The organism is Simplicispira sp. GW247-4R2A, assembly GCF_059424465.1.
Genome location: NZ_JBWKZM010000013.1, coordinates 1 through 24,479 on the forward strand (window position 1 = coordinate 1; position 24,479 = coordinate 24,479).

General features: G+C 64.4%; 25 protein-coding genes and 1 pseudogene. 12 read left to right on the plus strand and 14 right to left on the minus strand.

Features of this window, described 5'->3' with window-relative positions:
- Positions 1–108 precede the first annotated feature (108 nt).
- Positions 109–1,254: a hypothetical protein gene (locus tag AC07ZH_RS10275; protein WP_495199643.1), complete on the minus strand. Its 1,146-nt coding sequence runs from the start codon at positions 1,252–1,254 to the stop codon at positions 109–111.
- Positions 1,255–2,048: 794 nt separating this feature from the next.
- On the opposite strand from AC07ZH_RS10275, the gene ipdC reads away from it, so the two are divergent.
- Complete coding sequence (gene ipdC, locus AC07ZH_RS10280) at positions 2,049–3,686, plus strand: indolepyruvate/phenylpyruvate decarboxylase (RefSeq protein ID WP_495199644.1); 1,638 nt, start codon at positions 2,049–2,051, stop codon at positions 3,684–3,686.
- 19 nt (positions 3,687–3,705) lie between these two features.
- Here ipdC and AC07ZH_RS10285 read toward each other — a convergent pair whose 3' ends face one another.
- From AC07ZH_RS10285 to norR, 4 genes are all read right to left on the minus strand, one after another.
- Positions 3,706–4,386 (minus strand): RNA ligase family protein, encoded by a 681-nt coding sequence (locus AC07ZH_RS10285; protein ID WP_495199645.1) that lies wholly within the window; start codon positions 4,384–4,386, stop codon positions 3,706–3,708.
- 8 nt (positions 4,387–4,394) lie between these two features.
- A complete protein-coding gene (locus AC07ZH_RS10290) occupies positions 4,395–4,940 on the minus strand; it encodes a hypothetical protein (protein WP_495199646.1) in 546 nt (181 codons plus the stop codon).
- Positions 4,941–5,117: 177 nt separating this feature from the next.
- Positions 5,118–6,401 (minus strand): AAA family ATPase, encoded by a 1,284-nt coding sequence (locus tag AC07ZH_RS10295; protein ID WP_495199647.1) that lies wholly within the window; start codon positions 6,399–6,401, stop codon positions 5,118–5,120.
- A gap of 90 nt (positions 6,402–6,491) precedes the next feature.
- A complete protein-coding gene (norR, locus tag AC07ZH_RS10300; RefSeq protein ID WP_495199648.1) occupies positions 6,492–8,066 on the minus strand; it encodes a nitric oxide reductase transcriptional regulator NorR in 1,575 nt (524 codons plus the stop codon).
- A gap of 189 nt (positions 8,067–8,255) precedes the next feature.
- On the opposite strand from norR, the gene AC07ZH_RS10305 reads away from it, so the two are divergent.
- Complete coding sequence (locus AC07ZH_RS10305) at positions 8,256–8,666, plus strand: hemerythrin domain-containing protein (protein WP_495199649.1); 411 nt, start codon at positions 8,256–8,258, stop codon at positions 8,664–8,666.
- Between the two features lie 8 nt (positions 8,667–8,674).
- Here AC07ZH_RS10305 and AC07ZH_RS10310 read toward each other — a convergent pair whose 3' ends face one another.
- Positions 8,675–9,556: a LysR family transcriptional regulator gene (locus AC07ZH_RS10310; RefSeq protein ID WP_495199650.1), complete on the minus strand. Its 882-nt coding sequence runs from the start codon at positions 9,554–9,556 to the stop codon at positions 8,675–8,677.
- A gap of 120 nt (positions 9,557–9,676) precedes the next feature.
- On the opposite strand from AC07ZH_RS10310, the gene AC07ZH_RS10315 reads away from it, so the two are divergent.
- The 3 genes from AC07ZH_RS10315 to AC07ZH_RS10325 all read left to right on the plus strand — a co-directional run bounded on the left by AC07ZH_RS10315 (position 9,677) and on the right by AC07ZH_RS10325 (position 11,706).
- On the plus strand, positions 9,677–10,099 hold the full coding sequence (locus tag AC07ZH_RS10315; protein ID WP_495199651.1) for a hypothetical protein: 423 nt from the start codon (positions 9,677–9,679) through the stop codon (positions 10,097–10,099).
- Positions 10,100–10,146: 47 nt separating this feature from the next.
- On the plus strand, positions 10,147–10,836 hold the full coding sequence (locus AC07ZH_RS10320) for a Bax inhibitor-1 family protein (protein ID WP_495199652.1): 690 nt from the start codon (positions 10,147–10,149) through the stop codon (positions 10,834–10,836).
- A 105-nt stretch (positions 10,837–10,941) separates the two neighbouring features.
- On the plus strand, positions 10,942–11,706 hold the full coding sequence (locus AC07ZH_RS10325; protein ID WP_119109533.1) for a TerC family protein: 765 nt from the start codon (positions 10,942–10,944) through the stop codon (positions 11,704–11,706).
- Between the two features lie 126 nt (positions 11,707–11,832).
- On the opposite strand, the pseudogene AC07ZH_RS10330 reads toward AC07ZH_RS10325, so the two are convergent.
- A pseudogene (locus AC07ZH_RS10330) lies at positions 11,833–12,632 on the minus strand (HRDC domain-containing protein); the annotation flags it as partial.
- Here AC07ZH_RS10330 and AC07ZH_RS10335 point away from each other — a divergent pair.
- A complete protein-coding gene (locus tag AC07ZH_RS10335) occupies positions 12,621–13,637 on the plus strand; it encodes a heavy metal translocating P-type ATPase (RefSeq protein WP_495199730.1) in 1,017 nt (338 codons plus the stop codon). The pseudogene AC07ZH_RS10330 and the gene AC07ZH_RS10335 sit on opposite strands and share 12 nt — an antisense overlap.
- Positions 13,638–13,685: 48 nt before the next feature.
- Here the strand turns inward: AC07ZH_RS10335 and AC07ZH_RS10340 are convergent, their stop codons facing one another.
- A complete protein-coding gene (locus AC07ZH_RS10340) occupies positions 13,686–14,552 on the minus strand; it encodes an ADP-polyphosphate phosphotransferase (protein WP_495199653.1) in 867 nt (288 codons plus the stop codon).
- A gap of 78 nt (positions 14,553–14,630) precedes the next feature.
- Between AC07ZH_RS10340 and AC07ZH_RS10345 the strand changes: the two genes are divergently transcribed.
- Genes AC07ZH_RS10345 through AC07ZH_RS10355 form a run of 3 tightly spaced genes read left to right on the plus strand, consistent with a single transcriptional unit; the run spans position 14,631 to position 16,641 of the window.
- Positions 14,631–15,050 (plus strand): phosphoketolase family protein, encoded by a 420-nt coding sequence (locus AC07ZH_RS10345; RefSeq protein WP_495199654.1) that lies wholly within the window; start codon positions 14,631–14,633, stop codon positions 15,048–15,050.
- Positions 15,047–16,081, plus strand: a complete 1,035-nt coding sequence (locus AC07ZH_RS10350; RefSeq protein ID WP_495199655.1) for a class I fructose-bisphosphate aldolase — start codon at positions 15,047–15,049, stop codon at positions 16,079–16,081. Before AC07ZH_RS10345 ends, AC07ZH_RS10350 begins: the two co-directional genes overlap by 4 nt.
- Positions 16,078–16,641, plus strand: a complete 564-nt coding sequence (locus AC07ZH_RS10355; RefSeq protein WP_495199656.1) for a histidine phosphatase family protein — start codon at positions 16,078–16,080, stop codon at positions 16,639–16,641. Before AC07ZH_RS10350 ends, AC07ZH_RS10355 begins: the two co-directional genes overlap by 4 nt.
- A 166-nt stretch (positions 16,642–16,807) precedes the next feature.
- On the opposite strand, the gene AC07ZH_RS10360 is transcribed toward AC07ZH_RS10355, so the two are convergent.
- Positions 16,808–17,512, minus strand: coding sequence for a murein L,D-transpeptidase (locus AC07ZH_RS10360; protein WP_119109538.1), 705 nt, complete (start codon positions 17,510–17,512; stop codon positions 16,808–16,810).
- Between the two features lie 378 nt (positions 17,513–17,890).
- Positions 17,891–18,727, minus strand: a complete 837-nt coding sequence (locus tag AC07ZH_RS10365) for a Crp/Fnr family transcriptional regulator (protein WP_495199657.1) — start codon at positions 18,725–18,727, stop codon at positions 17,891–17,893.
- 202 nt (positions 18,728–18,929) lie between these two features.
- On the opposite strand from AC07ZH_RS10365, the gene AC07ZH_RS10370 reads away from it, so the two are divergent.
- From AC07ZH_RS10370 to AC07ZH_RS10380, 3 genes are all read left to right on the plus strand, one after another.
- Complete coding sequence (locus AC07ZH_RS10370; protein WP_495199658.1) at positions 18,930–20,456, plus strand: PAS domain-containing sensor histidine kinase; 1,527 nt, start codon at positions 18,930–18,932, stop codon at positions 20,454–20,456.
- Positions 20,453–21,148, plus strand: a complete 696-nt coding sequence (locus AC07ZH_RS10375; RefSeq protein ID WP_495199659.1) for a response regulator — start codon at positions 20,453–20,455, stop codon at positions 21,146–21,148. The genes AC07ZH_RS10370 and AC07ZH_RS10375 overlap by 4 nt, the downstream gene beginning before the upstream one ends.
- An 85-nt stretch (positions 21,149–21,233) precedes the next feature.
- Entirely contained in the window at positions 21,234–22,229 is a 996-nt protein-coding gene (locus AC07ZH_RS10380) for a zinc-dependent alcohol dehydrogenase family protein (protein ID WP_495199731.1), read from the plus strand.
- 13 nt (positions 22,230–22,242) lie between these two features.
- On the opposite strand, the gene AC07ZH_RS10385 is transcribed toward AC07ZH_RS10380, so the two are convergent.
- The 4 genes from AC07ZH_RS10385 to AC07ZH_RS10400 are packed head-to-tail and all read right to left on the minus strand — an operon-like array spanning position 22,243 to position 24,437.
- Complete coding sequence (locus AC07ZH_RS10385) at positions 22,243–22,863, minus strand: phosphoribosyltransferase (RefSeq protein ID WP_495199660.1); 621 nt, start codon at positions 22,861–22,863, stop codon at positions 22,243–22,245.
- A gap of 11 nt (positions 22,864–22,874) precedes the next feature.
- Positions 22,875–23,450, minus strand: coding sequence for a bifunctional pyr operon transcriptional regulator/uracil phosphoribosyltransferase PyrR (locus AC07ZH_RS10390; RefSeq protein WP_495199661.1), 576 nt, complete (start codon positions 23,448–23,450; stop codon positions 22,875–22,877).
- A 46-nt stretch (positions 23,451–23,496) separates the two neighbouring features.
- Positions 23,497–24,138 (minus strand): dienelactone hydrolase family protein, encoded by a 642-nt coding sequence (locus AC07ZH_RS10395; protein WP_495199662.1) that lies wholly within the window; start codon positions 24,136–24,138, stop codon positions 23,497–23,499.
- A complete protein-coding gene (locus AC07ZH_RS10400) occupies positions 24,135–24,437 on the minus strand; it encodes a hypothetical protein (protein ID WP_495199663.1) in 303 nt (100 codons plus the stop codon). Before AC07ZH_RS10400 ends, AC07ZH_RS10395 begins: the two co-directional genes overlap by 4 nt.
- Positions 24,438–24,479: the final 42 nt, after the last annotated feature.

A 24,479-nucleotide genomic window follows, 5' to 3' on the forward strand; every position in this document is an offset into this window, starting at 1 on the left:
GTGCGGCGGGGGTGAGGGGTGGGGGTAGGCCATGAGTCGCCGCTAGCGGTAAAAAAAAGCAGGCACTCAACGCTTGATGGAAGGTTGGGCATCACGCTTCAAGCGAGCCTATTTCGCAGGACTGCCCGAGACTACTGCTTTTGCTGCCGCTGACGCCAGCTCCCCAGTGGGAGTAACGATTAATTTGTGTTTGTCATAGATGCGCCCAGGCGGGCTTGCAATTGTGGATAAGGTATCCGCGCAAAGCTTGGAAAGGGGAGACCCCTCAGCGGCGGAAGCGCCGATATCTGCCATTTGCTTTTGAAAGCCAAGGAACGAAGTTGCTATTGCTGCTTTGTAGCCATAATCCTCTTCCAGTCGCTTTGCAAGAGCTGACTCTCGGCTGGCATGCAGCGCCAGCCACACCAATGCCCCAGCAATAGGTGCCCGTGCAAGCCACAAGCGAGCTAGTTCATCCCATCCGAGAGGTGATCCCGCGTGATAGACGTTCCACAGGCCACTAAGAGCAAGAAAAACCAAGGAAGTTAGGGAACCAACAAACAGCCATTGCCATCTCGTGGCTGGATTTAGGAAGGTCTTTCGTCGGTCGTCAAACGCATGAGCCAAACCCGCAGCAGTGGCGCCAGGAAGAAGGCCAGTAATGGTTTCAAGCTTCAGCTTGGATTGGTTCTCTAACTCGGCTAGGCGGGCCTCATAACCTGCCACTCGCTCTTCTATTGTTTCAGCTTTATCTGAAAGGGCCTTTGTCGTGACGGAAGCCGCTTTTGCCACATCTTTGGCATCCGATATTGATTTGATATCGGCTTCTGAAGTCGCTTTGTGAGCGTGTACTGCAGCAAGAAGCTCTACGACGCTATCAGTCGCAGTTTGCGCGCGCGTGCGCTGCCCCTCCGCTTCGGTTGCCTGCTGGCTTGCTACCGTGATTGCTTTATCAAGTTCTACGCGAACTTTGTCTGCGTGCTCTTGTGCGCTCTGGATATGAGCTGATTTCTCTGCAATGACGGCTTGTTCATCCGTCGCTTTGGTACTGGCGGCGAGGATTGATGCGGCAGCTGCATTGACTTCTAAAAGCCTCGCCTGCACGCCAGTGGTCGCTTCAACGAGACTAGTGTGTATTGCTTCAGCTTCATCGAGCTTTACTTTCAAGGAAGCAGTCAGAACTTCTATTTCCGAGAGCATTTGCTTAGCTGATACGGCCAATTCCGAAGCGATTGCAGCATCTGATTGCTTCGGGCTTTGTTCTTGTTTTTCCATTTATCGTCTCCCCCGATGTGTTTAAAAAAGCTTGGACTTCATTGCGGTCTATTTACGTGAACAAGTCGGTGCGTAGTGAAACGAAATGTGGACTACACCACCCGCAGGCCATATCTGGCGCTTGCGGTCTAAATTGGCACGCAAAAAGCGCCGCAAGGGGCTTGGAGCTAGCTTCAGCCATGAAACCCGCCGCCCCTTCCGTGCTGCGTGCCACACGATTCCTAGATCAGGTCCGTGAGTGAATTCGTTACAAACACTATAGCCTGCGCACCGAGCAGACCTACATGCAATAGGTGCGCATGTTTGTGAAATGACATGGATGGCGGCACCCGCGAGATATGGGGCAGAAGGAGATCGAAAGTTTTCTGGGCATGTTGGCCAACGAGCGGTGAGTGGCTGCGCCTACGCACAAGCAGGCGTTGTGAAGTGCTGGGCATTGACCTGCCCTGGCTCGATGGCATGCGGCGCCCGCGGTGGCGTGGAGGTCCCGTATGCGCTGGAGGCCAAGTACCAAGACGCGGGGCAACGCTGGGGATGGTTCCAGTATTCCTCGCCTCCAGTGCGCAACAGCAGAATCTGCCAGCCACCGCTCCAGGCAGGAACTGGATTGCAGAACATAATAAGTGCGTATTTATCGTAAATAACGCAAACAAACTGCGTTCAATTTGCTTTAAAGGCATAAATAATTGTGCCATTCGCCCGATGGTTTGCGTTCTGCGTTTGATCCAGATCAGTGCCGAACCCCCCTGGCCGCCACGATCATCCGGGCTTTGCAGACCCCCCGGAGACACCCCATGACCCTCGGCCTTGCGCTGTTGCGCGCCCTCAAGAACCACGGCGCGCAGGAAATTTTTGGCATTCCCGGCGACTTCATCCTGCCGCTGTTCAAGCAGATCGAAGAAAGCCGCATCCTGCCGCTGCACACCCTGAGCCACGAGCCCGCGCTGGGCTTTGCCGCCGACGCGGCGGCGCGCATGCACTGCGGCCTGGGCGTGATGGCCGTGACGTATGGCGCCGGTGCGTTGAACGTGGTGAACGCGGTGGCCAGCGCCTATGCCGAATGCTCGCCGCTGGTCATCCTGGCGGGCTGCCCCGGCGAGGTCGAGGCACATTCGGGTCTGGTGCTGCACCACCAGGTGCGCAGCATTGATTCGCAACTCCGCATCTTCAGCGAGATCACCTGCGACCAGGTGCGCCTGTCCAACGCCGAGACGGCCCCCGAAGACATCGCCCGCGTGCTGCGCAACTGCCGCGAATACTCGCAGCCCGTGCTGATCGAAATCCCGCGCGACATGACGCTGCAGCCCATGCGCGAGGTGCCCGTGCTGCCGCCGCGCAGCTTCAACGCTGAGGCGGTGGCCGAGGCGGCCGACGAATGGCTAGCGCGCATCCACGCCGCAAAAAACCCGGTGATGGTGGTCGATGTGGAAGTGCGCCGCTTTGGCGTCGAGGCGCGCGTGGCCGAGCTGGCGCGCCGCCTGCAACTACCCGTGCTCACCACCTTCATGGGCCGGGGCCTGTTGGCCGAAGATGGTGTGGATCTGCACGGCACCTACCTCGGCGTGGCCGGTGCCCCCGAAACCACGGCGCTGCTCGACGACTCTGACCTGCCCGTGATGCTGGGCGCCATCCTGTCGGACAGCAACTTTGGTGTGAGCGCCCAGCGCATGGACTTCCGCCGCGCGCTGATTGCCGCGCACCGCGAGGTGCGTGTGGGCCACCACGTGTACCACGACATTCCGCTGGCCGCGCTGGTCGAGGCGCTGCTCGAACGCATCCCGCCCGCCAGCGGCGCGCGGCGCACCTTGCCGCCCCAGCCCGAATACCCGCGCGGCCTGGTGGCCGACGATGCGCCGCTGTGCGCGGGCGATCTGAGCCGGGCGCTGAACGACCGCATCCTGGCGCACGGGCCGATGAACATCGTCTCGGACATGGGCGACTGCCTGTTTGCCGCCATGGAGCTGCTGCCCACGCCCCTGGTGGCCCCCGGCTACTACGCCACCATGGGCTTTGGCGTGCCCGCCGGCATCGGCGCGCAGGTGGCGACGGGCGAGCGCAGCCTGATCCTGGTGGGCGACGGCGCATTCCAGATGACGGGCTGGGAGCTGGGCAACTGCCCGCGCCTGGGGCTGGACCCCATCGTCATCGTGCTCAACAACCAGAGCTGGGAAATGATCCGCGCCTTCCAGACCGAGTCGCAGTGCGCGGCGCTGGGCGACTGGCGCTTTGCCGACATGGCCAACGTGCTGGGCGGGCGCGGCCACCGCGTGACCACGCGAAAAGAGTTCAAAACGGCCCTGGACGCCGCCTTTGCCGAACGCGGGCGCTTTCAGCTCATCGAGTTCATGGTGCCGCCGGGCGACAGCACGCCCACGCTGCAGCGCTTCTCGGAAGGCATCCGCGCGCTGCGGGCGCGGGCGGCGGTGGCGTGAACGTCGGAGATTGAGCGCCTCACGCCACCCGGTTCCACTCCAGCGCCCGGCTGCGCCAGTGCTCTTCGATGGTCTGCGTGAAATCCGCGCGCACCAATTTCGCGCGGTTCTCCAGCCAGTCGGCGTTTTCGCGGCGCACCACGATGCCTTCGAGGTGGCCCTGGCGGAACTGGCTGTCGTGGGCGTGCACCCAGTCGCGCAGTTGGTCCAGCGTGACCTCGCCCGCGTACAGGCAGGGCACGGTGTTGAAGCCCATCTGCGCCGCCCAGGCGTTGCGGCGCTGGGTGCTCCAGAAGCGCTGTTCCTGGCGGTCGTACACGTCGAACAGCATCCACCAGTCGGGCAGGGTGGCGTAGTCGAGCGAGTGGCGCGCGGCGCACCATTCGCCAAAGGCGACCAGGTGCGTGCCCAGGGCGTCGAAGAGCTTGTCCTCGTGCGCGGCCAGCCAGGGGCCGAGGCGGGCGAACTGGCCGTGGAAGGGCTGGGGCAGGTACTGGCCGCGGTTCTGCGCGCGCAGCACGCCGTCGGGCGAGACCGAGAAACCCAGGTTGGCGCCGTCGAGCTTTTCCTCCAGCACCACGGGGCCGCTCAGGATGTCCTCGGCCTCGGCGGGCGAGAGCACTTTGTCGTCGCGCGGTTCGCCCGTGGCCAGCCAGGCGATGTGGGGGGTGTGGGGGAAGCGGAAGAAATCTTCGGACATAGGTGCCTTTATTTTGCGCGCCGCATGGGCGGATGTTTCTGGCGCCAGCGCGCCTGCAGCCAGTCGGGCAGGAGGTTTTCCACCTCCAGCCCCACGGCGTTCAAGGCTTGCTGGCAGTCGATCCAGTCGGTGTCGCTGGCGTTGGTGAGTTTGCAGGCGTGGCCTGCGTCCAGCGCGGCAAGCGCGGCGGCCACCATCTTGCGGTCGGCCAGGTCGGTCACCGCCTCGGCCAGTTCGGGCGGCAGCACGGCGTTGCCGTTCTTGTCGAGCAGCACATCGACCCACACCACCTCGCCGCGGTCCATCTTGTGCACCATGGCCAGCCAGCCGTAGTCCTGTTCGGTGAGCTTGTGCTGGTATTCGCCGCAGACATGCCAGTCCACGTCGAGCACGGCGTGGCGCGTGGGGTCGGCTTCAAAGGCTGCTAGCCAGTCGAACACCTGCTGGCGCAGGGCGGCTTCCTCCACGGGTGTGGCGTCGGGGTGAAAGGGCGAGCCCGTGTCGGCCGCGCTGGCGACGATGAGCACATTGGTGTCCACCAGGCGGGCCTGCATCTCAATGGTTCCTTGCGTTGCAAGATGTCTGCGGCGCCTGCAATGGGCGTGGCCTGGCCAGGGGCCACCGCGCAAGGGCCGCCAGTACCTGAAAGTCCGGACGCTGGTGGCATCCCCCTTCCGCAGCGCGTAGCGCTGCAAGAGAAGGGGGAAGGCGCGAAGCGCCACAGGGGGTTGTCATTTCTCTTCGCGCATCCGCTGGGCACGTGCCCGGGCCTGTTCACGCGCCTCGCCCATGGCGTCGCCAAAAAAGCGCGGCGGCCAGTTGCGCACGGTGCCGAACGCGTCCACCTCCAGCGGCACCAGCACGGCGTCGGCGCCGCGCCGCTCGACAAACAGCATCTGGCATTGCTGGGGGCTGGTCTTGCGCTGCGCGATCAGCGTCTGCATGCGGCGAAACAGGTGCTCGGAATGCGTCTCGACGATGAACTGCACCTGGCGCTGCTGGCTGACCTGCGAAAACATTTCAGCCAGCACGGCCTGGGCAAGAGGGTGCAGGTGGATTTCGGGTTCCTCCACCAGCACCGTGCTGCCGGGCGGCGCCCAGAAGGCCATGGCCAGCACCGGCAGCACCTGTGCCACGCCCACGCCCACGTCGCGCAGGTTGGCGACGACGCCGTCTTTGTGCACCACCACTTCGTAGCGGCTCGATCGCCCCACCTGCCGCACGCCAATCTGGTCGGCCATGCCCATGCGCTGCAGCCAGTGCGATACGCTGGCCAGCGTGGTGCCCTGGGTGTCGGACTTCTGCAGCGCATTGGCCAGCAGCGCCTCAAGCACCTGGTTGCCGTCGCTGCCCAGTGCGCCCGGGGCCGACTTGCTCCAGACCTGGTCGCGCGCGGGCTGGCGGCGCAGCGGGCCGAGGTACACGATGGCTTCGAGCTCGCGGCGCAGCGCCAGGCTCAGGTCTTGCAAGTGCGCGCCGTCGGCGCCCAGCAGCGCCAGCGCCTCGGCAGAAAAGGCAATGGAGCGCTCGGGCGCGTACTGCGGCCCCTTGCCGCGCGGCTGGGTTTCGTCGTCCACCCAGACCGAGTACGCGCCGCGCTCGCGCCGCACCACGCGAAAGCGCCGCGCCACGGTGGACAGGCTCAGCTCCTGCACCACCACGGCGCCGCTGGCCGTCTGCCCGTAGCTGCAGGCAAAGCGCGCGTGGCGCACGCGCTCGCCTTCGGGGCGCTCGAATTCCAGCGTGATCGAGAACTGGCGCGGCGCCGCGACGCCGTGCGAGAGCACGGCATCAAAACCACCGAAGTGAAAGAGATCATTGGCCTCGTCGCCCCCCAGGTTCAGGTGCACCGTGCGGTCGGGCGCGGCCGCCGTTTGCTTGAGCAGCAGCAGGCTTTGCAACAGCGTCGATTTGCCCGAAGAGTTGGTGCCCAGCAGCATGGTCACCGGCGCCAGCCGCACGGGCCCACTGTCGCGCCAAGCTTTGAGGTTTTGCAGGTGGAGGAGCTTGATCATGGCAAGGGCATCTTAGGGTGTGCCTAAATTCAGAGAAAAATGGGCTCTAGCGCTTATCCAGCAAACGCTAGCAGCTCTCAAATCCATAGCTCACTCCTTGAGCCCCAGGCGCCGCGCCAGCTTGTGCAGGTTGCTGGCGTCCAACCCGAGCTGGCGGGCCGCGCGCGCCCAGTTGCCTTGGTGGTGCACCAGCGCGTCCTGCACGCACTGGCGCTGACAGGATTCGAGGGCATCGCGCAGTGTGCCGGCAGCCATGGCAGGGCGAGGCACGGTTGCCGCTTCGGTTGGCGCGTGGGCAGTGGGCTCAGCCGGGCTCTGCAACGCATCAAGGTCGAGCACATCGGGCTCCAGGGTCACAATGTCGCTGCGGCGCGCACCCCTGCTGAGCGCCTTGAGGGCAGCGCGGCTGATGACATGCTCCAGCTCGCGGACGTTGCCCGGCCAGTGGTAGCTGCACAGCGCCGCCTGGGCGGCACTGGACAAGCGCAGGCTGCGCAGCCCCAGACGGGCGCGGTTCTGCTCCAGAAAGCGCCCTGCCAGCAGCAGCACATCGTCGCCCCGCTCGCGCAGCGGCGGAATGGGCACGGGGTACACCGAGAGGCGGTGGTACAGGTCGGCGCGAAAGCTCCCGGCAGCCACCAGGTCGCGCAAATGGCGGTTGGTGGCCGCCACCACGCGCACGTTCACGCGGCGTGGCGCGTCGGCGCCCAGACGCTGGATCTCGCCGTTCTGCAGGGCGCGCAGCAGCTTGGCCTGCACGGGGAGGGGCAGCTCGCCCACTTCGTCGAGAAACAGCGTGCCGCCCTCGGCGGCCTCGAAGCGGCCAGGCCGGTCCGCCACCGCGCCGGAGAAGGCGCCTCGCCGGTGGCCGAACAGCTCGCTCTCCGCCAGCGATTCAGGCAGGGCGGCGCAGTTGACATGCACCAGCGGCCTCTGGCAGCGCGGCGAATGGCGGTGCAGCAGGCGGGCAAACAGCTCCTTGCCGACGCCGGTCTCGCCCAGCAGCAGCACCGGCAAGTCAGAGGTGGCGACCAGCTTGACCTCGTGCAGCAATTGCGTCAGGGCTGTGCTGTGGCCCAGGATTTCGCTTTCGTCCAACGCGGCGCGCAGCGCCGGCTCGTCGTGCAGGTTGCCGTTGTGGGGGTTGGCGGAGCGGCTCAGGGCCTGGTTCTCTTGCTCAAGCCGGGTGACGCGAATGGCGGCCTCCACCAGCACCGCACACTGCGCCAACGCCGCGCGGGACGCAGCGTCAAAGGTGCCGGTCTGCAAGGTGTCGAGCGTCAGCACCCCCCAGGGACGGCCGTCCACCCGCAAGGTCACGCCCATGCAGTCGTGCACCGGCAGGGGCTCGCCCACCATGGAGTCGAGCAGGCCGTCGTAGGGGTCTGGCAACGTGCTGTCGTGGTCGAAGCACGTCACCACGCCCCGCGCCAGCAGGGCCGCAAGGCGGGGATGCTGCTGCACGGCAAAGCGCCGGCCGAGCGACTCGCTGACCAAGCCATCGACCACCACCGGGCGCAGGTGGTCCTCCTCCAGGCGCAGCAGCGCGACCGCACCACAGCGGAAATGCGCGCGCAGGCCTCCAATCAAACGCTGCAGGCGCAACTGGGCGGGAAGTTCGGCGGTCAGATCGGCCAACCAGTGGCTGTACGGAAGGGTATTCATGACCTTATATAGGTAATTTTTACCATTTGAAACAGGGTAATTATGACCGCTAATTAGCGTAAACCCTTGATTCATCGTCGCGCCAAAGCTGGCCCGTTCTGTGCAAACCACCAGGGCATCGGGGCCCACGCACCGCAACACCACGCGGCACACCGTCCCAAAGCCTTTCTTACCCTTGGAGCCTTTGCTATGAACATCGACAAATTCAAACACCAGCACGTCGACATCCTGGGCAGCATTGCGACGCTGCGCAGCCTTGCGCAGGCCGGCATCACCCACAATGCCAGCGAAATCGCCAAGCGCATCGTCGCCATGAGTTCCACCATCAAGCTGCATCTGGCGGTGGAAGACCGTGCCTTGTACCCGGCCTTGCAGCGCGGCGGCGACGCTGAGCTGGCCCGCATGGGCCAGCAGTACCAGCAGGAAATGGGCGCCATCGCCAGCGCTTACGAAGCGTTCGCGCGGCGCTGGAACATCCCGGAAAACGTGCTGCGCGACGAACAGGGCTTCCGTGACGACGCCAACCATGTGCTGCGCATGGTGCACGAGCGCATGCAGCGCGAAAACCACGACTTTTATCCGCGCATCGAAGCGCTGTAATAGGCCGGTTACATCCGCACCAGCATCTGCTGCACCAAGGGATGCATCACTTTGCGTTCCGTGCTGATGGCGTAGTAGTGCTGCTGCACCCCCTCGCACGCGCCAATGAGCTGCACGTGGCTGCGTTGCAGCAGTTCCTCCTCCGCCGCCAGCGCGGCAGGAAAGACGCCGAGGTCTGTGCTGCCGAACGTCTCCAGCAAGGCACTGTCCTCAATCTCGCCCACCACCCGTGGGCGCAAGCCGTGCTGGCTCAGCCACCGGTCTAGCTGGTCACGTACAACGGAATGCGTAGTGGGCAAGAGCAGCGGCACCTGCTGAAGCGATGCCGGAAAGCGCTTATGCGCCACTTGCCACCAGTTGGCAGAGCCGTACCAGCCGATATCCGAGCTGCCCAGTGAGTGGCTGTGCACTTTCAGCTGGCCGTTGGTGGGCGCGGGGTGGTCGGTCAGCACCACGTCGAGCTTGTGCAGCACGAGGTCGGCGAGCAAGTCGGCCATTTCGCCGTCGTCGCACACCAGGCGCAGGTTGGGTACATCCAGCACCGGCTGCAGCAGACGCCGCACCGCCAGTTTGGGCAAGCCGTCGGCAATGCCCACCGCCAAGCGCACCGCTGGGGTTTGGGCGGTGGCCAGCACGACCTCGGGCAATGCCTGGGACAACTGAAAGATTTGTTCAGCCTGCTGCAAGGCCACTTGTCCGGCCTCGGTCAGCGCCAGCCCGCGCCCAGCCGGTTTGAGCAGCTGGCAGCCGAGGTCGCGTTCGAGTTCGCGCACCTGCGTGCTCACGGTTTGCACCGCCATGTCCAGCCGCTCGGCCGCGCGCGACATGCTGCCTTCTTTCGCGACGACCCAAAAGTAATACAGATGGCGGTGGTTGAAGGCCAAGCTCATTGTCAGTTTTTAAGGAAGTTAGGTTCATAGATTGTCTGCTTTTCTCGATGCGCCACTCGCCTTACCTTGCGGTGTTCGAACGCAATGGGCCGTTCGCTTTTCACATATCAGGAGATCTTTATGCGCACACACGCCTCCATTCGCTCCACGGCAGCAGCCGTGATTGCGCTGACCATCGCCTCGCTCGCGGCGCCATCGTTGGCCCACGCCAAGCGCATGGGCGGCTACAAGCCTGCGCCGTCCAGCTTCAAAAGAGCGCCCGCACCGGCGCCCGTTGCTGCGCCGACGGCGCCGACGGCGCCCACTGCTGCAGCGCCAGCGGCCGCTGCGCCCGCAGCAGCCCGTCCTGGTCTGGGTGCCACGCTAGGTGCTGCAGCAGTAGGCGGCGTGGTGGGCTCCATGGCCGGCAATGCGATGGCCGGCGGCATGTCGAAGGACAAGGAAGCCGAGGCAGCAGCAGCTGAAAAGGAAGCACAGGCCCTCCAACTCAAGGCCGATGAAGCGAAAGCCAAGGCACAGGCCGCCCGCGCGGCAGCCAAGTAAGCAAGAGCCCATGGGCTTGCTCCATTCCATCTTTCAGAGGTGACTTTATGAACGAAAACATTCAAATCTTTGGCCGGCAGACGGGCGCGGCCCTGAGCGCCGAGCGCAATCAAGTTCTGCGCAACACCTACTGGCTTCTGGCACTGTCCATGGTGCCGACGGTGCTTGGCGCCTGGGTCGGCATTGCCACCGGCTTTGCCGGTGCTTTGTCGCCCGGCATTGGTTTGATGCTGTTCCTGGGAGGAGCTTTCGGCTTCATGTTTGCCATCGAGAAGACCAAAGACTCTGCGGCCGGCGTGTTGGTGCTGTTGGCATTCACCTTCTTCATGGGCCTGATGCTTTCGCGCCTGGTGGGCAGCGTGTTGGGCCGGGCCAATGGCGCTGAGCTGGTCATGACGGCGTTTGCCGGTACAGGCGCCATCTTCCTGGGCATGGCGAGTCTGTCGTCGGTCATCAAGCGCGACCTATCCGCCATGGGCAAGTGGCTGTTTGTGGGCGCCTTGATGATTTTGGTGGCTGGTATTGCCAACTTCTTCCTGCAGTCGAGCGCACTGATGATCACGCTCGCGGTGTTGATGGTGGGCGTTTTCACGGCCTTCATCTTGTACGACTTGAAGCGCGTGCGCGATGGCCACGAGACCAACTACATCACGGCGACGCTGGGCGTGTACCTGAGCCTGTTCAACGTGTTCCAGGCGCTGCTGATGCTGCTGGGCATTGGCGGGCGGGAGGAATAAGTCTTAGACATGGAGGCGGGCCGGGTTGCGTAGACCCGGCCCCTGAGTGGCCGCTGTCGCCGGTCATCGTTTGTCGCTTATCGCGCCGCGCTGCGGCCCATCCCCATGGAAATTCTTCTCGACCCCAATGTCTGGATCGCCTTTGCGATGCTGACCGCCCTGGAAATCGTCCTGGGCATCGACAACATCATTTTCATTTCCATCCTGGTCGGGCGCCTGCCGCCGGAGGTACGCGACAAGGCGCGTCGCATCGGGCTAGGCTTTGCGATGGTGTCGCGACTGGCCTTGCTGTTCGCGCTGAGCTGGATCATGGGTCTGACGGCAGACCTGTTCCAAGTCGCCGGCATGGGCATCAGCGGTCGGGATCTGGTCTTGCTGTTTGGCGGCCTGTTCCTGCTCTACAAGGCTTCCCATGAAATCTTTGTAGAGGTCGAGGCGAAGGACGAGAAGGCGCCGCCGCCGTCAGATGCCGCAGCCATGAAGGACTCAGGAAGTCGATTGTTCTGGGCGGTGATCGGCCAGATTGCGGTCATCGATATCGTGTTCTCGCTGGACTCCGTAATCACCGCCGTCGGCATGGTCGACACCATAGGCGTCATGGTCGCCGCTGTCATCGTCTCGGTGGGAGTGATGCTGGTGGCGGCAAAGCCCATTGGCGATTTCGTCGACCGCCATGCGTCGGTCAAAGTATTGGCGCTGGCGTTCCTGGTGATGGTGGGTATGGCGCTCACCGCCGAAGCTTTTGACCAGGAAGTGCCCAAGGGCTACATCTACGCGGCGATGGCGTTCTCACTCGCGGTGGAAGCCCTCAATATCCGGGCTCGCGCACGGCGAATGCTGAAGGCACAGGAGGCCGGAGGAGGGGCTTGAGGCCCAAACCCGTATGGGTCTCGACCCTAGCCTGATGGCCTCTCCCATGACGCGGGCAGTCCTTATGCGGCATACGCTCCATACCCGAATTCCAACCCATGCCGATGCGATGAGCGCGCGGAATGCTCACGAAGCACTTCCACACACCCGCAACACATCCCCTCCATACGCCTCCAGCATCTTCGCCCCCATGCCGCCAATCCCCTCCAGGTCTGCGAGCGTTGCCGGGCAGCGCTCGGCAATGGCGGCCAGGGTGGCGTTGTGGAATATCACATAGGCGGGCAGGCCGTGTTCGCGGGCCACTTCGGCGCGCCAGGCTTTGAGGTTGATGAAGCGCACTTGCGCGGCCTGGTCCAGCGCGGCGGCGGCCGGGGGCAAGGGGGGGGCGGGGGGGGGGGGGGGTTTGCGGGCGGGGGGGGCAGCGGCCACGGCGAGCGCAGGCGCACCGGGACTTCGCCGCGCAGCACCGCGCGCGAGGCGTCGGTGAGCGCCAGGGTTTCAAAGCTGCGGCCGTTGTCGAGATGCACCTTCTCCAGGCCCACCGCGCCGGTGGCGACGAGCTGGCGCAGCACGTCCATCAAATGGACAGCGCCGAAGCCAATGTGGCTGGCCTGCTGCACGCGGTAAATGGTGGAGAGCAGCTTGCGGGCCGCGTCCGTCGCATCCCACACCGCGGGTGGGTTCAAGCAGTTGTCGCAGTTGCCACAAGGCTCAGACGCTTCATCAAAGTACGCCAGCAGCCGCACGCGGCGGCAGTCGGTGGCTTCGGCTAGGGCCAGCAGGGCGTCGAGCTTGCCGCGCAGCGCGGCCTTGAATTCGGCGCCGGCCGGGCTCTCGTCGATCATGCAGCGCTGGTTGACGACGTCGTTCAGACCGTAGGCCATCCAGGCGTCGGCGGGCTGGCCGTGCCCCCGGTGGTAGCCGTCTCCACGGCCCTGGCCGCGAGCCACGGCCTGCTGATCCGCAATCGTGGGGCGTTCGAAGGTGCGCGCAAGCTGCAGGCCGTCATCTTCGACAAAACCGGCACGCTCACAGAGGGGCGCTTTGGCGTCACCGACACTTTGCTGCTGCCCCAGGACATTGACGAAGAGACGCTGCGCAAGTACGCGGCCTCGGTGGATGCCAATTCCGAACACCCCATCGCCACAGCCATCGCCGCGTCATCGGACGCGAAGCTGGCCGTCCTGAACTTCAAGAGCATCCCCGGCAAGGGCGCCGAGGGTAAGGTTGATGGCCGGGAGGTCAAGGTCGTCAGCCCGGGCTACTTGCGCGAGCAGCACATTGATCACGCGGACAAGCGCATCGAACCCCTGCCGGCGCAAGGCAAGACGGTCGTGTTTATCCTTATCGATGGACAGTTGAAGGGCGCCATCGACTTGGCCGACAGCGTGCGCCCTGAGGCCAAGCAGGCCATCGAAGCGCTGAAGGCACTGAACATCCGCTGCATGATGCTCACCGGCGACAACCAGGCGACGGCCAAGTGGGTGTCGGACCAGGTCGGGCTGGACGAATACTTCGCCGAAGTGCTGCCGCAGGACAAGGCCGCCAAGGTCAAGGAGGTCCAGGCGCGCGGCGTGTTGGTAGCCATGACCGGCGACGGCGTGAACGACGCGCCGGCCCTGGCGCAGGCCGATGTCGGCATTGCCATCGGTGCTGGGTCCGACGTGGCGGTGGAAACCGCCGACATCGTTCTGGTACGCAGCAACCCACAGGATGTCGTGGCCATCGTCGAGTTGTCCCGCGCCACCTATCGCAAGATGATCCAGAACCTCTTCTGGGCCACGGGCTACAACGTCGTCGCCATTCCGCTGGCAGCCGGCGCGCTCTACGCCTGGGGCGTGGTGCTGTCGCCGGCCCTGGGCACGGCACTGATGGCGGCGAGCACGGTGATCGTGGCCGTCAACGCACGGCTGCTACGACTGAAGAAGTGACAAGTCGGCCCATGTCCGCCATGGCCGGCGGGAGGGGGGGAGCCCCGCTCACTTTGCCAGTTGCCTGCGAATGGCCTGCAACTCGCGCTTGCGCGCTGCGCTGACCACCGGGTAGCGCAGCTTCAGGCTTTCCATTGCATTGAGCACGATCTGCGACACGATCAGCCGCGCGTTGTTCTTGTCGTCGGCCGGCACGATGAACCAGGGCGAATCGGCCGTGCTGGTGGCGCTCAGGGCCTGGCCATAGGCTTGCATGTAGGCGTCCCAGAACTCGCGCTCGGCGATGTCGGCCTGGCTGAACTTCCAGTTCTTGTCGGGCTCGTCGATGCGCGCCAACAGGCGCTTGCGCTGCTCTTCCTTCGACAGGTGCAGGAACACCTTGACGATGCGCGTGCCGTTGGCATGCAAATGCCTTTCCAGGTCGACGATCGAGCGGTAGCGGCCATGCCATACGGATTCATCGGCAGCCGCATCGGGCAGGCCCTCGCTGTGCAGGATGCTGCTGTGTACGCGCACGATCAGCACCTCTTCGTAGTACGAGCGGTTGAAAATGCCGATGCGCCCGCGTTCGGGCAGGTCGCGCGTGGTGCGCCAGAGGAAATCGTGCTGCAGTTCCTGCGCGCTCGGGTGCTGGAAGCTGAACACCTGGCAGCCTTGGGGGTTGACGCCCGACATCACGTGGCGGATGGCGCCGTCCTTACCGGCGGTGTCCATCGCCTGGAAGATCACCAACAGGGCGTGGCGGTTCGAGGCGTAGAGCAGGCGCTGCTGGTCGCTCAACTGATCGACCTGATCCTGCAGCAGTTTGCGGTACGCCTTCTTCGACTTGCACAGCGGTTTGACCTTCGTGGCCCAAAGGCTGAGATCGACCTCGTCGGCCTCCCGCACCTTGAATGCTTTGACATCGATGTTCATACGGTTTCCTGGTTTGTCGCCGCCACCTGAACGGGAGGACCTTGCAGGCCCCAGTCGGCCACCGGGGCCAGCGAGAGATTGATCATCGCACCAACCCATTTGGCGGTGCTCCGCTGCCAGCGCCGGGCGGGCTGGGCATGGGGCGACACTCACGCGCTGTTCACGCAGGGCAAGCCGGTCGTTTTCGCGTTTCACGGCTACCCCTGGCTGATCCATCGCCTGGCTTACCGGCGCATCAACCACCACAACCTCCACATGCGTGGCGACAAGGAAGAAGGCACGATCACCACCCCCTTCGACATGGCGGTGTTGAACGACCTGGACCGCTTCCACCTCGTCATGGACACCGTCGATCGCTTGCCGCACACTGGCGCTGCGGGCGCCGCCTTGAAGGCCCGACTGGCGGCCAAGCTCGTGGAACACCACCGGTACATCCGCGAACATGGCCAGGATCTGCCGGAAGTGCGCAACTGGCGCTGGAAGGGAGGCAAATCATGACGTTTCCACAGGCTCCATTGATCGCGACGGCGCAGGCCCTGATGGCACCGGGCAAGGGCCTGCTCGCGATGGACGAGAGCGTAAGCACCTGCAACCGGCGCCTGTCCGAAGTGGGCATCGCGCAGACGGAGGAATCCCGTCGCCGCTATCGCGAGCTGCTGGTCACCGCGCCCGGCCTGTCCGAAGCCATCAGTGGTGCCATCCTGTTCGATGCGACCTTGCAGCAGAAGACCGGCGACGGTGTGCCGTTCGTCGATGTTTTGCGCGCCGCCGGCATCGTGGTCGGCATCAAGGTGGACGCCGGTGCGAAGGCCTTGGCAGGCCATGCCGCAGAGCATGTGACCGAAGGTCTGGACGGACTACGCGAGCGCCTCGCGCGCTATGCATCGCTGGGCGCGCGGTTCGCCAAGTGGCGCGCGGTGCTGACCATTGGAGACGGTTTGCCCAGTCGGGCCTGCATGCTGGTCAACGCACACGCTCTGGCGCGCTATGCCGCCCTCTGCCAGGAAGCGCAACTCGTGCCCATCGTCGAGCCCGAGGTGCTGATGGACGGCGGGCACTCGCTGGCGCGGTGCAGCGACGTGACAACCGAGGTGCTGCACCAGGTTTTCGAGCAGCTCCACCGCCAGGAGGTGGCGCTGGAGGGAATGGTGCTCAAGCCGAACATGGTGCTGCCCGGGTTGGCCTGCGAGCTGCCCGCTTCCGTGGACGAAGTCGCCGAAGCCACGCTGAATTGCCTGCGGCGCGCCGTGCCGGCCGCCGTTGCCGGCATCGCGTTCCTGTCCGGTGGCCAACCGGCCGCGCTGGCAACGGCGCGCTTGAATGCCATGCACCAGCAAACCAACTTGCCCTGGCCACTGACCTTCTCGTTCGGGCGGGCGCTGCAGCAGCCGGCGCTCGGCCTGTGGGCCGGCAGCGATTCAAACCGCGTCGCTGCACAAAGCGCGTTGTTGCACCGCGCACGCTGCAATGGCGCGGCCGTGCGGGGCGCCTGGCGCCCTGCCATGGAGACCGAAGCATTTCCGGCATGAACATCTGTCTGGTCCGCCACGGTGAAACCGCCTGGACGCTCAGCGGCCAGCACACCGGGTTGACCGACCTGGGGCTGACCGCCCATGGCGAAGATGAATCGCGCGCCCTGGCGCCACGCCTGCGGGCCCTGGCTTTCACACGCGTCTTGTCCAGCCCGCGCCTGCGCGCGCGCCAGACCTGTGCGCTCGCCGGCTTCGGGGCAGCCAGCGAGATTGAGCCCGACTTGTCTGAATGGGACTACGGCCGCTACGAAGGCCGGACCTCTGCAGACATCCGCCAGGAGAACCCGGAATGGAACATCTGGCGAGATGGCTGCCCCGGTGGCGAATCGCCCTTGGATGTCAGCGCGCGGGCCGACAGACTCATCTCGCGCCTCGGCACGGTGCAAGGCACGGTGGTACTTTTCTCGCATGGCCAGTTCGGCGCCGCGCTTGCCGTGCGCTGGATCGGGCTGGCCCTGGTCGAAGGCCAGCACTTTGCGCTGCACACGGCCTCGGTAAGCGGGCTGGGCATCGACCCCCCATCACCGGGATCGGCACACCATCGAATTGTGGAATGAACACCCCACCCTTTCAGCAGACCCACCACCGGTCTAGCATCTGTACCCCCACTGACGCTCCAACTTGCAACCCCCTCGGAACGTGTTCAAAGTCCTTTGGGTAGTAGTGCCAAGAATGCCAGATGGATGAATTGCAAGCTGGTATTGGGCCAACGCTCGCACCTCTTCAGTGTGGGGTCCTGGGCAGCGTTACAGCGGGGGCCGGTGACCAGGCAGGTCGTTCGGTTGCTTGGGAATCGATGACAACCAGGTAGCGCCCCGACCATGGGCCCGTGACCCTGTCCTCGCGCAGAACCCAGAACAAGCGGTGCTGGAGCGCGGCAGCCTGTTCATACGCCTGATCAATGAGCCCGTAGAGGTCGATGAACCTGTTCAGCGAGGCGGATATCCGTATGCACCCCTTGGATTGGGCGGTACCCAGGCGGGGCTCCAGAAAATCCGGATCGGTGGCGTGCATTTGCAGGCGCAGGGTACTGATCGCTCGATTCCCCCACCCTTTGGGCGCGCGCACCCAGCCAAAATCAAAAACCCGGGACCCCTTGGCGCCATATCCACGTATGCCTTGCGCATTGCGGGTGCCTTCGGCACGAAAGTCGAGGTGGACGGGGTCGTGCTCGAACAGGCCCAGCGGGGTGGCGAAGTGTTCAAACCGGCCGGGCAGACCTGTGGATACGGGCGATGCCCCCAGCAGACGCCACGGGTATCCCGCGCCACCCCAGAAGATCAGCATGGCCTGCACATGGGGGTTTCGGTCAACGAGCAAGGTGAACTGCGGAACGTCCAGCCAGCGATGGCCAGCATCAAAAGCCTGTTCAAGCGCGTCCGCGTACCTTGCCTCGTCCGCACGCGTGGGATAGAGCTGGGGCTGCACCGAAATGGAAAACTCATTGGCCAGCGGGATGGCTTGGCCAGCACCGGTGGCCCCGGCCGCCTGGCCATCAGGCCCGCTGTCAGCGGCCGCTTGGCAACAACTCAGCGCCAGGATGCATGACCACCCGACACGCAGGGCAGCCCGCCGCGCCGTACCCGCGCGGGACTGCCTGCCCCCATGGCACGCAGTGAAGGAACCGATGGGCACAGCTTTCATGCGTACCTCCCGCTTGGTGTGGTGTAGACGTATTCCGGCTGGACAGACGCCATTGTTCCCAAATCTGCGGAGGATTTGGATGCTGCTGCGGGAGTTTGGAACAAGAATACCCGCCATCCCCGAAGGGTGGCGGGCCCGATACCGTTCTTCAGGCTTGAGAGATCAGGCCGCCAATGGACGCAGGCTCCCTCTGGTCCGTCTGGCAATCAGACTCCGGTTGCGCAGCAGGGCCGCATCGTCCACCGGCCGGCGCGTACTGCGCGAGAAGGCCTTGAGCCCGCCCATATCGAGAATTTCGACTTCACGATCGTCCACGTACAACAGCCCCATCGCCGAGAGCGCACCAAAACAACGGCTCACCGTTTCGTGCGCCACGCCCAGGAGGCTGGCAATCTCGCGGCGGCCCATGCGCAAGTGAAACCGCAGTGGCGACTGGCCGCAGTCCGCCAGTCGCTTGGAGAGCTGGATCAGGAAGCGGGCCAGGCGCACATCGGACGCCACCGCCGCCAGGATGTCCACAAGCTCACGGCTGCGCGTGAGCGTCAGGCTGCCGGCCTGCTGTAGCGCGAAGGCGAACGGCGGGACGGTTTTGCAGAGCCCCTCGATCTCTCGCCGGGGGACAACAAAAACGGTCGACTCGTCCAGCGCGAGGATGGCAATGGGGTGGGATTCCATGCAGAGCGCGTCAAACCCCAATAACTCGCCTCGGATGGCGAACGCGAGAACCTGTTCGTACCCATCCTCATCGGTCCGGAACACCTTGAAAGTCCCCGAACGCACGAAAAAGAGAGCGTCGGCCAGTGCGCCTTGGTGTACCAGACTCGCACCCGCATGGAGCGTGCGCAGGTTCACCTGAACGTTTTCGGCTGCGCCTTGTTGGGCAAACGGCACACCGCACATCTGCAACAGGTCCGCCATGGTCGCAACGGGCAGAGCGGCCGATGCGCCGCTGCGCGGCAGGTGAATTTGGGCGATCGGCCCTGAAATGCTGCTGTTCATCGGGGATTTCCTCCTGATGAGAACGTGAAATATCTAGAATTTTCAGTTTGTGGCCCATGCCACCATCACACAATCGGACTGAGGATTCGAATGCACTCAGAAAATCCGGTTTTGGACCGGGCACTTGTCCGATGAAATATCAGAAAAATCTGATGGGCTGAAAGGCCCAGACCGGCCTACGATGAATGCTTGACAGGAGGTCATGGTGCACAAAGCGGGTTCTCTTGCCGATCCCATGGACATCGACTCGGCCATTCCATCAGGCGCCGTCCAGGGAGCCCTGGATGGCATCGTCGCCATTGATGAGGCGATGCGCATCGTAATGGTCAACCCCTCAGCTCAGCGCATGTTTGGCCGCACGGCCCAGCAACTGCTGGGCCGTGACTTGTCCGAGCTCATTCCCGCCGGAGCGCAGGAGGCCCATGCCGCACATGTGCGGCAATTCATGGCCTCCGAGGTGCCGGAACGCCCCATGCTCGGTCGGGGACAGTTGATGGGTCTGCGCGCCAATGGAGAGAAATTTCCGCTGGAAGCCGCAATCAGCCAGTTGGATGTTTGCGGCGACCTGGGCGGACAGCGCTACTACACCGCACTGCTGCGGGATGCCAGCCATGAGCAGGAGTTGGTCGCCACGATTGCGCAGCTCAACCGGCGGCTGCGCTCGCTGTTCGAACTGCTGCCCGTGGCCGTCTGGGTCACGGAAGGCGAATGGGTGGTCTATTCCAACATGGCCTGTGCAAAGCTTTTTGGGGTGGCGCGGCGCGAGAGCCTGGCCGGGCGCTCCATCTACGAATTTCTTGATCCGGCCATACACGACGTCGTTCGGCACAAGGTGGCGCAGGCACTGAGCACACAGGAAGCTGTGCATTCCATGCACAGCCGGATTACCCGGCTCGATGGATCTTCCCGGGATGTGGAGATGGTGCTCGCCGCGCTGCCGGATCACTCGCGAACCTTGGTGCAGATGGTCCTCTCCGACGTCACGAAGCAATCACAGGAGCGGCGTGACCTGCTGACGTCGCGAAGCACGCTGCGGGATCTGGCCGCGAGCCTGGTCGATGCACGCGAAGAAGAGCGCCGCAACATTGCACGCGAGCTGCACGACGAACTGGGCCAGCGGCTGACGGCCTTGAAGCTGGAACTCTCCGCGCTCGATCAATCCAACGCAGCGTGCATCCCGCCGCAGCGCATGCAGTCCATGATCGAAATGGTGGACGACACCGTGTCCGCAACCCGGCGGATCTCCATGGACTTGCGCCCGCTGATGCTGGACGATCTTGGCCTGCAGGCGGCCATCGAGTGGCTGGCGCAGGAGTTCGAGCGGCGTGCGGGATTGAAGATTGCGCTCAACCTCGATCCGGCCCCGGACCCGATGCATCAGAAGGTCTTGACCGCGCTCTACCGCATCGTGCAGGAAGCCCTGACCAATATCGTGCGGCACTCGGGTGCAGACCACGTGGCGATCGCCATCACCCATACAGGCTCGATGGTCGAGCTCCATATCGAGGACAACGGCCGGGGGTTTCCCGGCCAGCCGCTGCAGACGCCCAAGGGGTCGTTCGGCCTGATCGGCATTCAGGAGCGGGTGCTCATGATGGGCGGCCAGCTGGACATCGGCAACCAGCCAGATGGCGGCGCGAGGCTGGTCGTGAAGCTGCCCCTTTCTGCGGAGCAGGAGAGCACGGGATATCCCGATGAAGGCAGTTGCGTTTCGGGAGCCCTCGCTTGAGCGAATCGGGGCTCAAGCCCATGCTCAGGCTGCTGCTGGTCGATGACCACACCGTGGTGCGCGAGGGCCTCAAACGCCTCATCTGCCCGTTGGCGGACAAATGGAGCATCACCGAAGCCGGCACCGGCTATCAGGCGCTGGAGCTCCTGCGCCACCAGCCCTTTGATCTGGCGATTGTCGATCTGTCCTTGCCGGGTATGAGCGGGCTGGACCTCATACGACGCATCAAAGGCGAGTACCCGTCCGTGGCGGTTCTGGTGCTGACGATGCACAGCGAAGAGCAGTACGCGATTCGCGCGCTGCAAGCGGGCGCGAACGGCTATGTAACCAAGGACACCGCAGCCACCGATCTGGTGGCCGCGGTGCGCAAAGTGGCGTCGGGCGGGGTGTTCCTGTCTGCGCAACTGGCCGAGCGCATGGTGTTGCAGCTCAACGGGCAGCGCCACGCACCTGATATCCAAGTCTTATCGAACCGGGAGCTGGACATCTTGCAGCGGATCGTCAACGGGCAACGCCCGGTTGAAATCGCCAACGCTTTGAATCTGTCGATCAAGACGGTGAGCACCCACAAAAGGCATGTCCAGGAAAAACTGCGGCTTGACTCCACGGCCGCGCTGGTGCGCTTCGGGTTGGAGCACCGGCTGGGCAGGGAAATCCTAGGCTCCCCCTCGGAGGACGCGGGTGAAGCGTAAAACCGGTCCGACTGCAAGGACTGCAAGGGCAGCACGCGTCCGCACCGTTCGCTAGCGATGAAAGGGCCGTGAAATGGACAACACAATGCGGGCCATGGTGCTGGAGCAACCCGGTACGCACCTGCGCCTGATGCGCCGTGCGGTGCCACAACCCAGCGCCGGACAGGTCTTGATCGCGGTGGAGGCCTGCGGCGTGTGCCGAACCGACCTGCATCTGGTAGATGGCGAGCTACCGGACGCCGTGCTGCCCATGATCCCCGGCCACGAGATCGTGGGCCGCATCGCTGCGCTGGGAGAAGGCGTGCAGACCTGGCAGACCGGGCAGCGCGTGGGCGTTCCCTGGCTGGGCTGGACCTGCGGCGCTTGCCGCTTCTGCCGCTCCGGGCGAGAAAATCTGTGCGAACGGGCACGCTTTACCGGTTACCAGATTCCAGGCGGCTATGCGGAGTACACCGTGGCCGATGCGCGCTACTGCTTCGCACTGCCCGATGGGCCCGCGCCCGAATGCCTGGCCCCACTGCTGTGCGCGGGGCTGATCGGTTACCGCGCACTGCGCATGGCGGGCGACGCACGGCGGCTTGGGGTATATGGCTTTGGCGCGGCGGCCCACCTGGTCACCCAGGTGGCGCGGCGTCAGGGGCGCGAGGTCTACGCGCTGACGCGCCCGGGCGACACCGGCAGCCAGGCGTTCGCGCGCAGCCTGGGAGCAGCCTGGGCCGGGGGCTCAGACGAATCCCCCCCGCAGCCGCTGGACGCTGTGCTGATTTTTGCGCCTGTGGGCGAGCTGGTTCCGGCTGCGCTGCGGCATGTAGACCCCGGTGGCTGCGTGGTGTGTGCCGGTATCCACATGAGCGACATTCCGTCGTTTCCCTACGCCTGGCTCTGGGGAGAACGATCGCTGCGGTCGGTAGCCAACCTGACGCGCTGCGACGGCGACGAATTCTTCGAACTGGTGCGGCATGCGCCGCTGCAGACGGCTGTGCATGTGTTTGCATTGGAGCAGGCCAACGAGGCGCTGGACAAGTTGCGCCATGGCGCATTCCAGGGTGCGGCCGTGTTGCGCATGGCCGCGCCCACCTGAACGACGGCACCGGTCAGGACTTGAGCAGCCTGATCACCTCCTCATCCTCGATCTGGTGAAAATCGCGGTAGAACTGGCCGACAGCCTGAAAATCATCAGGAACCTGCAGGCAGACCATCTCGTCTGCAAGCGGCCGGATCCGCTCCAGCGCTTCGCGCGAGGCAACGGGCACAGCGCAGACCAGGCGGGCTGGACGGTGTTGGCGCACGCTGTGCAGGGCAGCCGTCATGGTCGCGCCGGTAGCCAAACCGTCGTCCACCACGATCACGATCCGGCCGGCCGGATCGATGGGGGTGCGCAGCGGTGAATACATCGCACGTCGCGCTTGAAGTATCTGGAGCTGCCGACGCTTTTCCGCGTCGATGTACCGGGAGTCGGCGCCCATCGCTGCCGCGTAGGGCGCAATGGTGCACCAGCCGTTTTCGTCAATGGCACCGATGGCGAGTTCGGGTTGGTAGGGTGCCTGCAGCTTGCGCACCAGCACCACGTCAAAGTCCCCCTCCAGAAGGTCCGCCAACCTCCTGCCCATGGGCACGGCACCACGGGGAATGGCAAGCACCAACGGCGACTGGCGCCGATAGGTGTCCAAGCGAGTGGCCAGCTGGCAGGCGGCATCTTCACGGTTCTTGAACATGGCGACCCCATTTATGCCATGCGAAGCACAGGCGATGGTTGCAGCAGCTGAACGCTGAAATCTGGCTCATAAGGTGGCACATGGCATTCGACAATGTCGGTCGGCGCAACCTCCAAGCGCAGTCCCACCACGTCAGCGTGCAGTGGCAGCGTGGTCACGCAGCGGTCGGCCAGTACGGCAATACGGATCGCCACTGGACGCTTGCGGGTCAGCCAGTCCACCACTTTCAGTACGGAATGGCCGGTGTACAGCACGTCATCCACCACGAGCAAGATGTGGTGGCTCAGGTCGAGCGCCGCATGGCGCGGGTCTTCGCCCAACTGCGTATCGGGAAACAGCAGCGTGAGGTCGTCGGCATAACGCTTGACCGACAGATCCAGCCGCAGTGGAGGAGCCAGGCCATGGTGCAGCACCAGGCGCTGGGTCAGGCGGTCGGCCAGCGGCGCGCCCCTGCGCAACACCCCCACCAGCGCCACCCGGTCGTGGCCCTGCAGCAGGCTTACCGCCTGCTGCGCCATGCGGTCCATCACGGCATCAAGGCTGGCCGTGTCATAGAGACAAGTTCGAGAACCTGAGACGGTGTTCATAGCAGATCATGGAATATGACAAGTCTTGCCCGCGCCGTCGCGCGCATCATTCAGGCGTGGGCAGGTGTCCCAAGAACCACTCAGCGGCGAGGGCCGCCACACTCTCCAGTGCTCCGGATTCTTCGAACAGATGGCCGGCCCCAGGAACCACTTCCAGGCGTTTGGCGCACCGCAGCTGACGCAGCGCCGACCGGTTAAGTTCCAGCACCTCCGCGTCATCTCCCCCCACGATCAGCAGTGTTGGTGCTTGCACCCGCGACAGGTAACCTTGGGCCAGATCGGGGCGTCCGCCGCGGCAAACCACCGCAGCGATAGCCTGAGGCCACTTCGCTGCTGCCACCAAAGCGGCCGCTGCACCCGTGCTGGCGCCAAAGAGACACAACGGCAGGCTCCCGAGGTCCTGGCGTTGGCTGGCCCACTGCATGGCCTGCTCCATCCGTTGGCCGAGCAGCGGGACGTCAAAGACCTTTCGCCGATCCTGCGCTTCGTCTGGGGTCAGCAGGTCGAACAGCAAAGTGGCCATACCTTCCCGCTGCAGCATGCGGGCCACCCAGCGGTTGCGCTCGCTCAGGCGGCTGCTGCCGCTGCCATGCGCGAACAGCACCAACGCACGGGCCTGGGTCGGAACGGCCAGATCGCCCTGGAGCGAACTCTCCTGCAGAACCACGGGCTCAATGGCGACCGTCATGCCATATCTCCCGCCTGCCCGCCGCAAGCCACCCCATGTCCGGCGGGTGCATGGGTGACAGGGCGCTGGCGGTCAGGCCGTTGGTGCGCGCCCCTGTTCTCGAACCAATGCTCCAGTTTCACCGACTTGGCCGCCAGGACACCGGAGTCGGCGATCTGCGGCCAACCATGGTCGCGGTCCAGGATCACGGTGCGTCCACGCGGGCCAAGCGCCACCTGCGTGGCCTCGGCCAAGGCATCGAGACCGCAGCGGATCCTGCCGTGGACCTCATCGCGAAAGAACAGTTGGTTGGCGGTCATGGGCTATCTCCTCGCCGAAGGCACGTAGCTTGAATCAGGGTC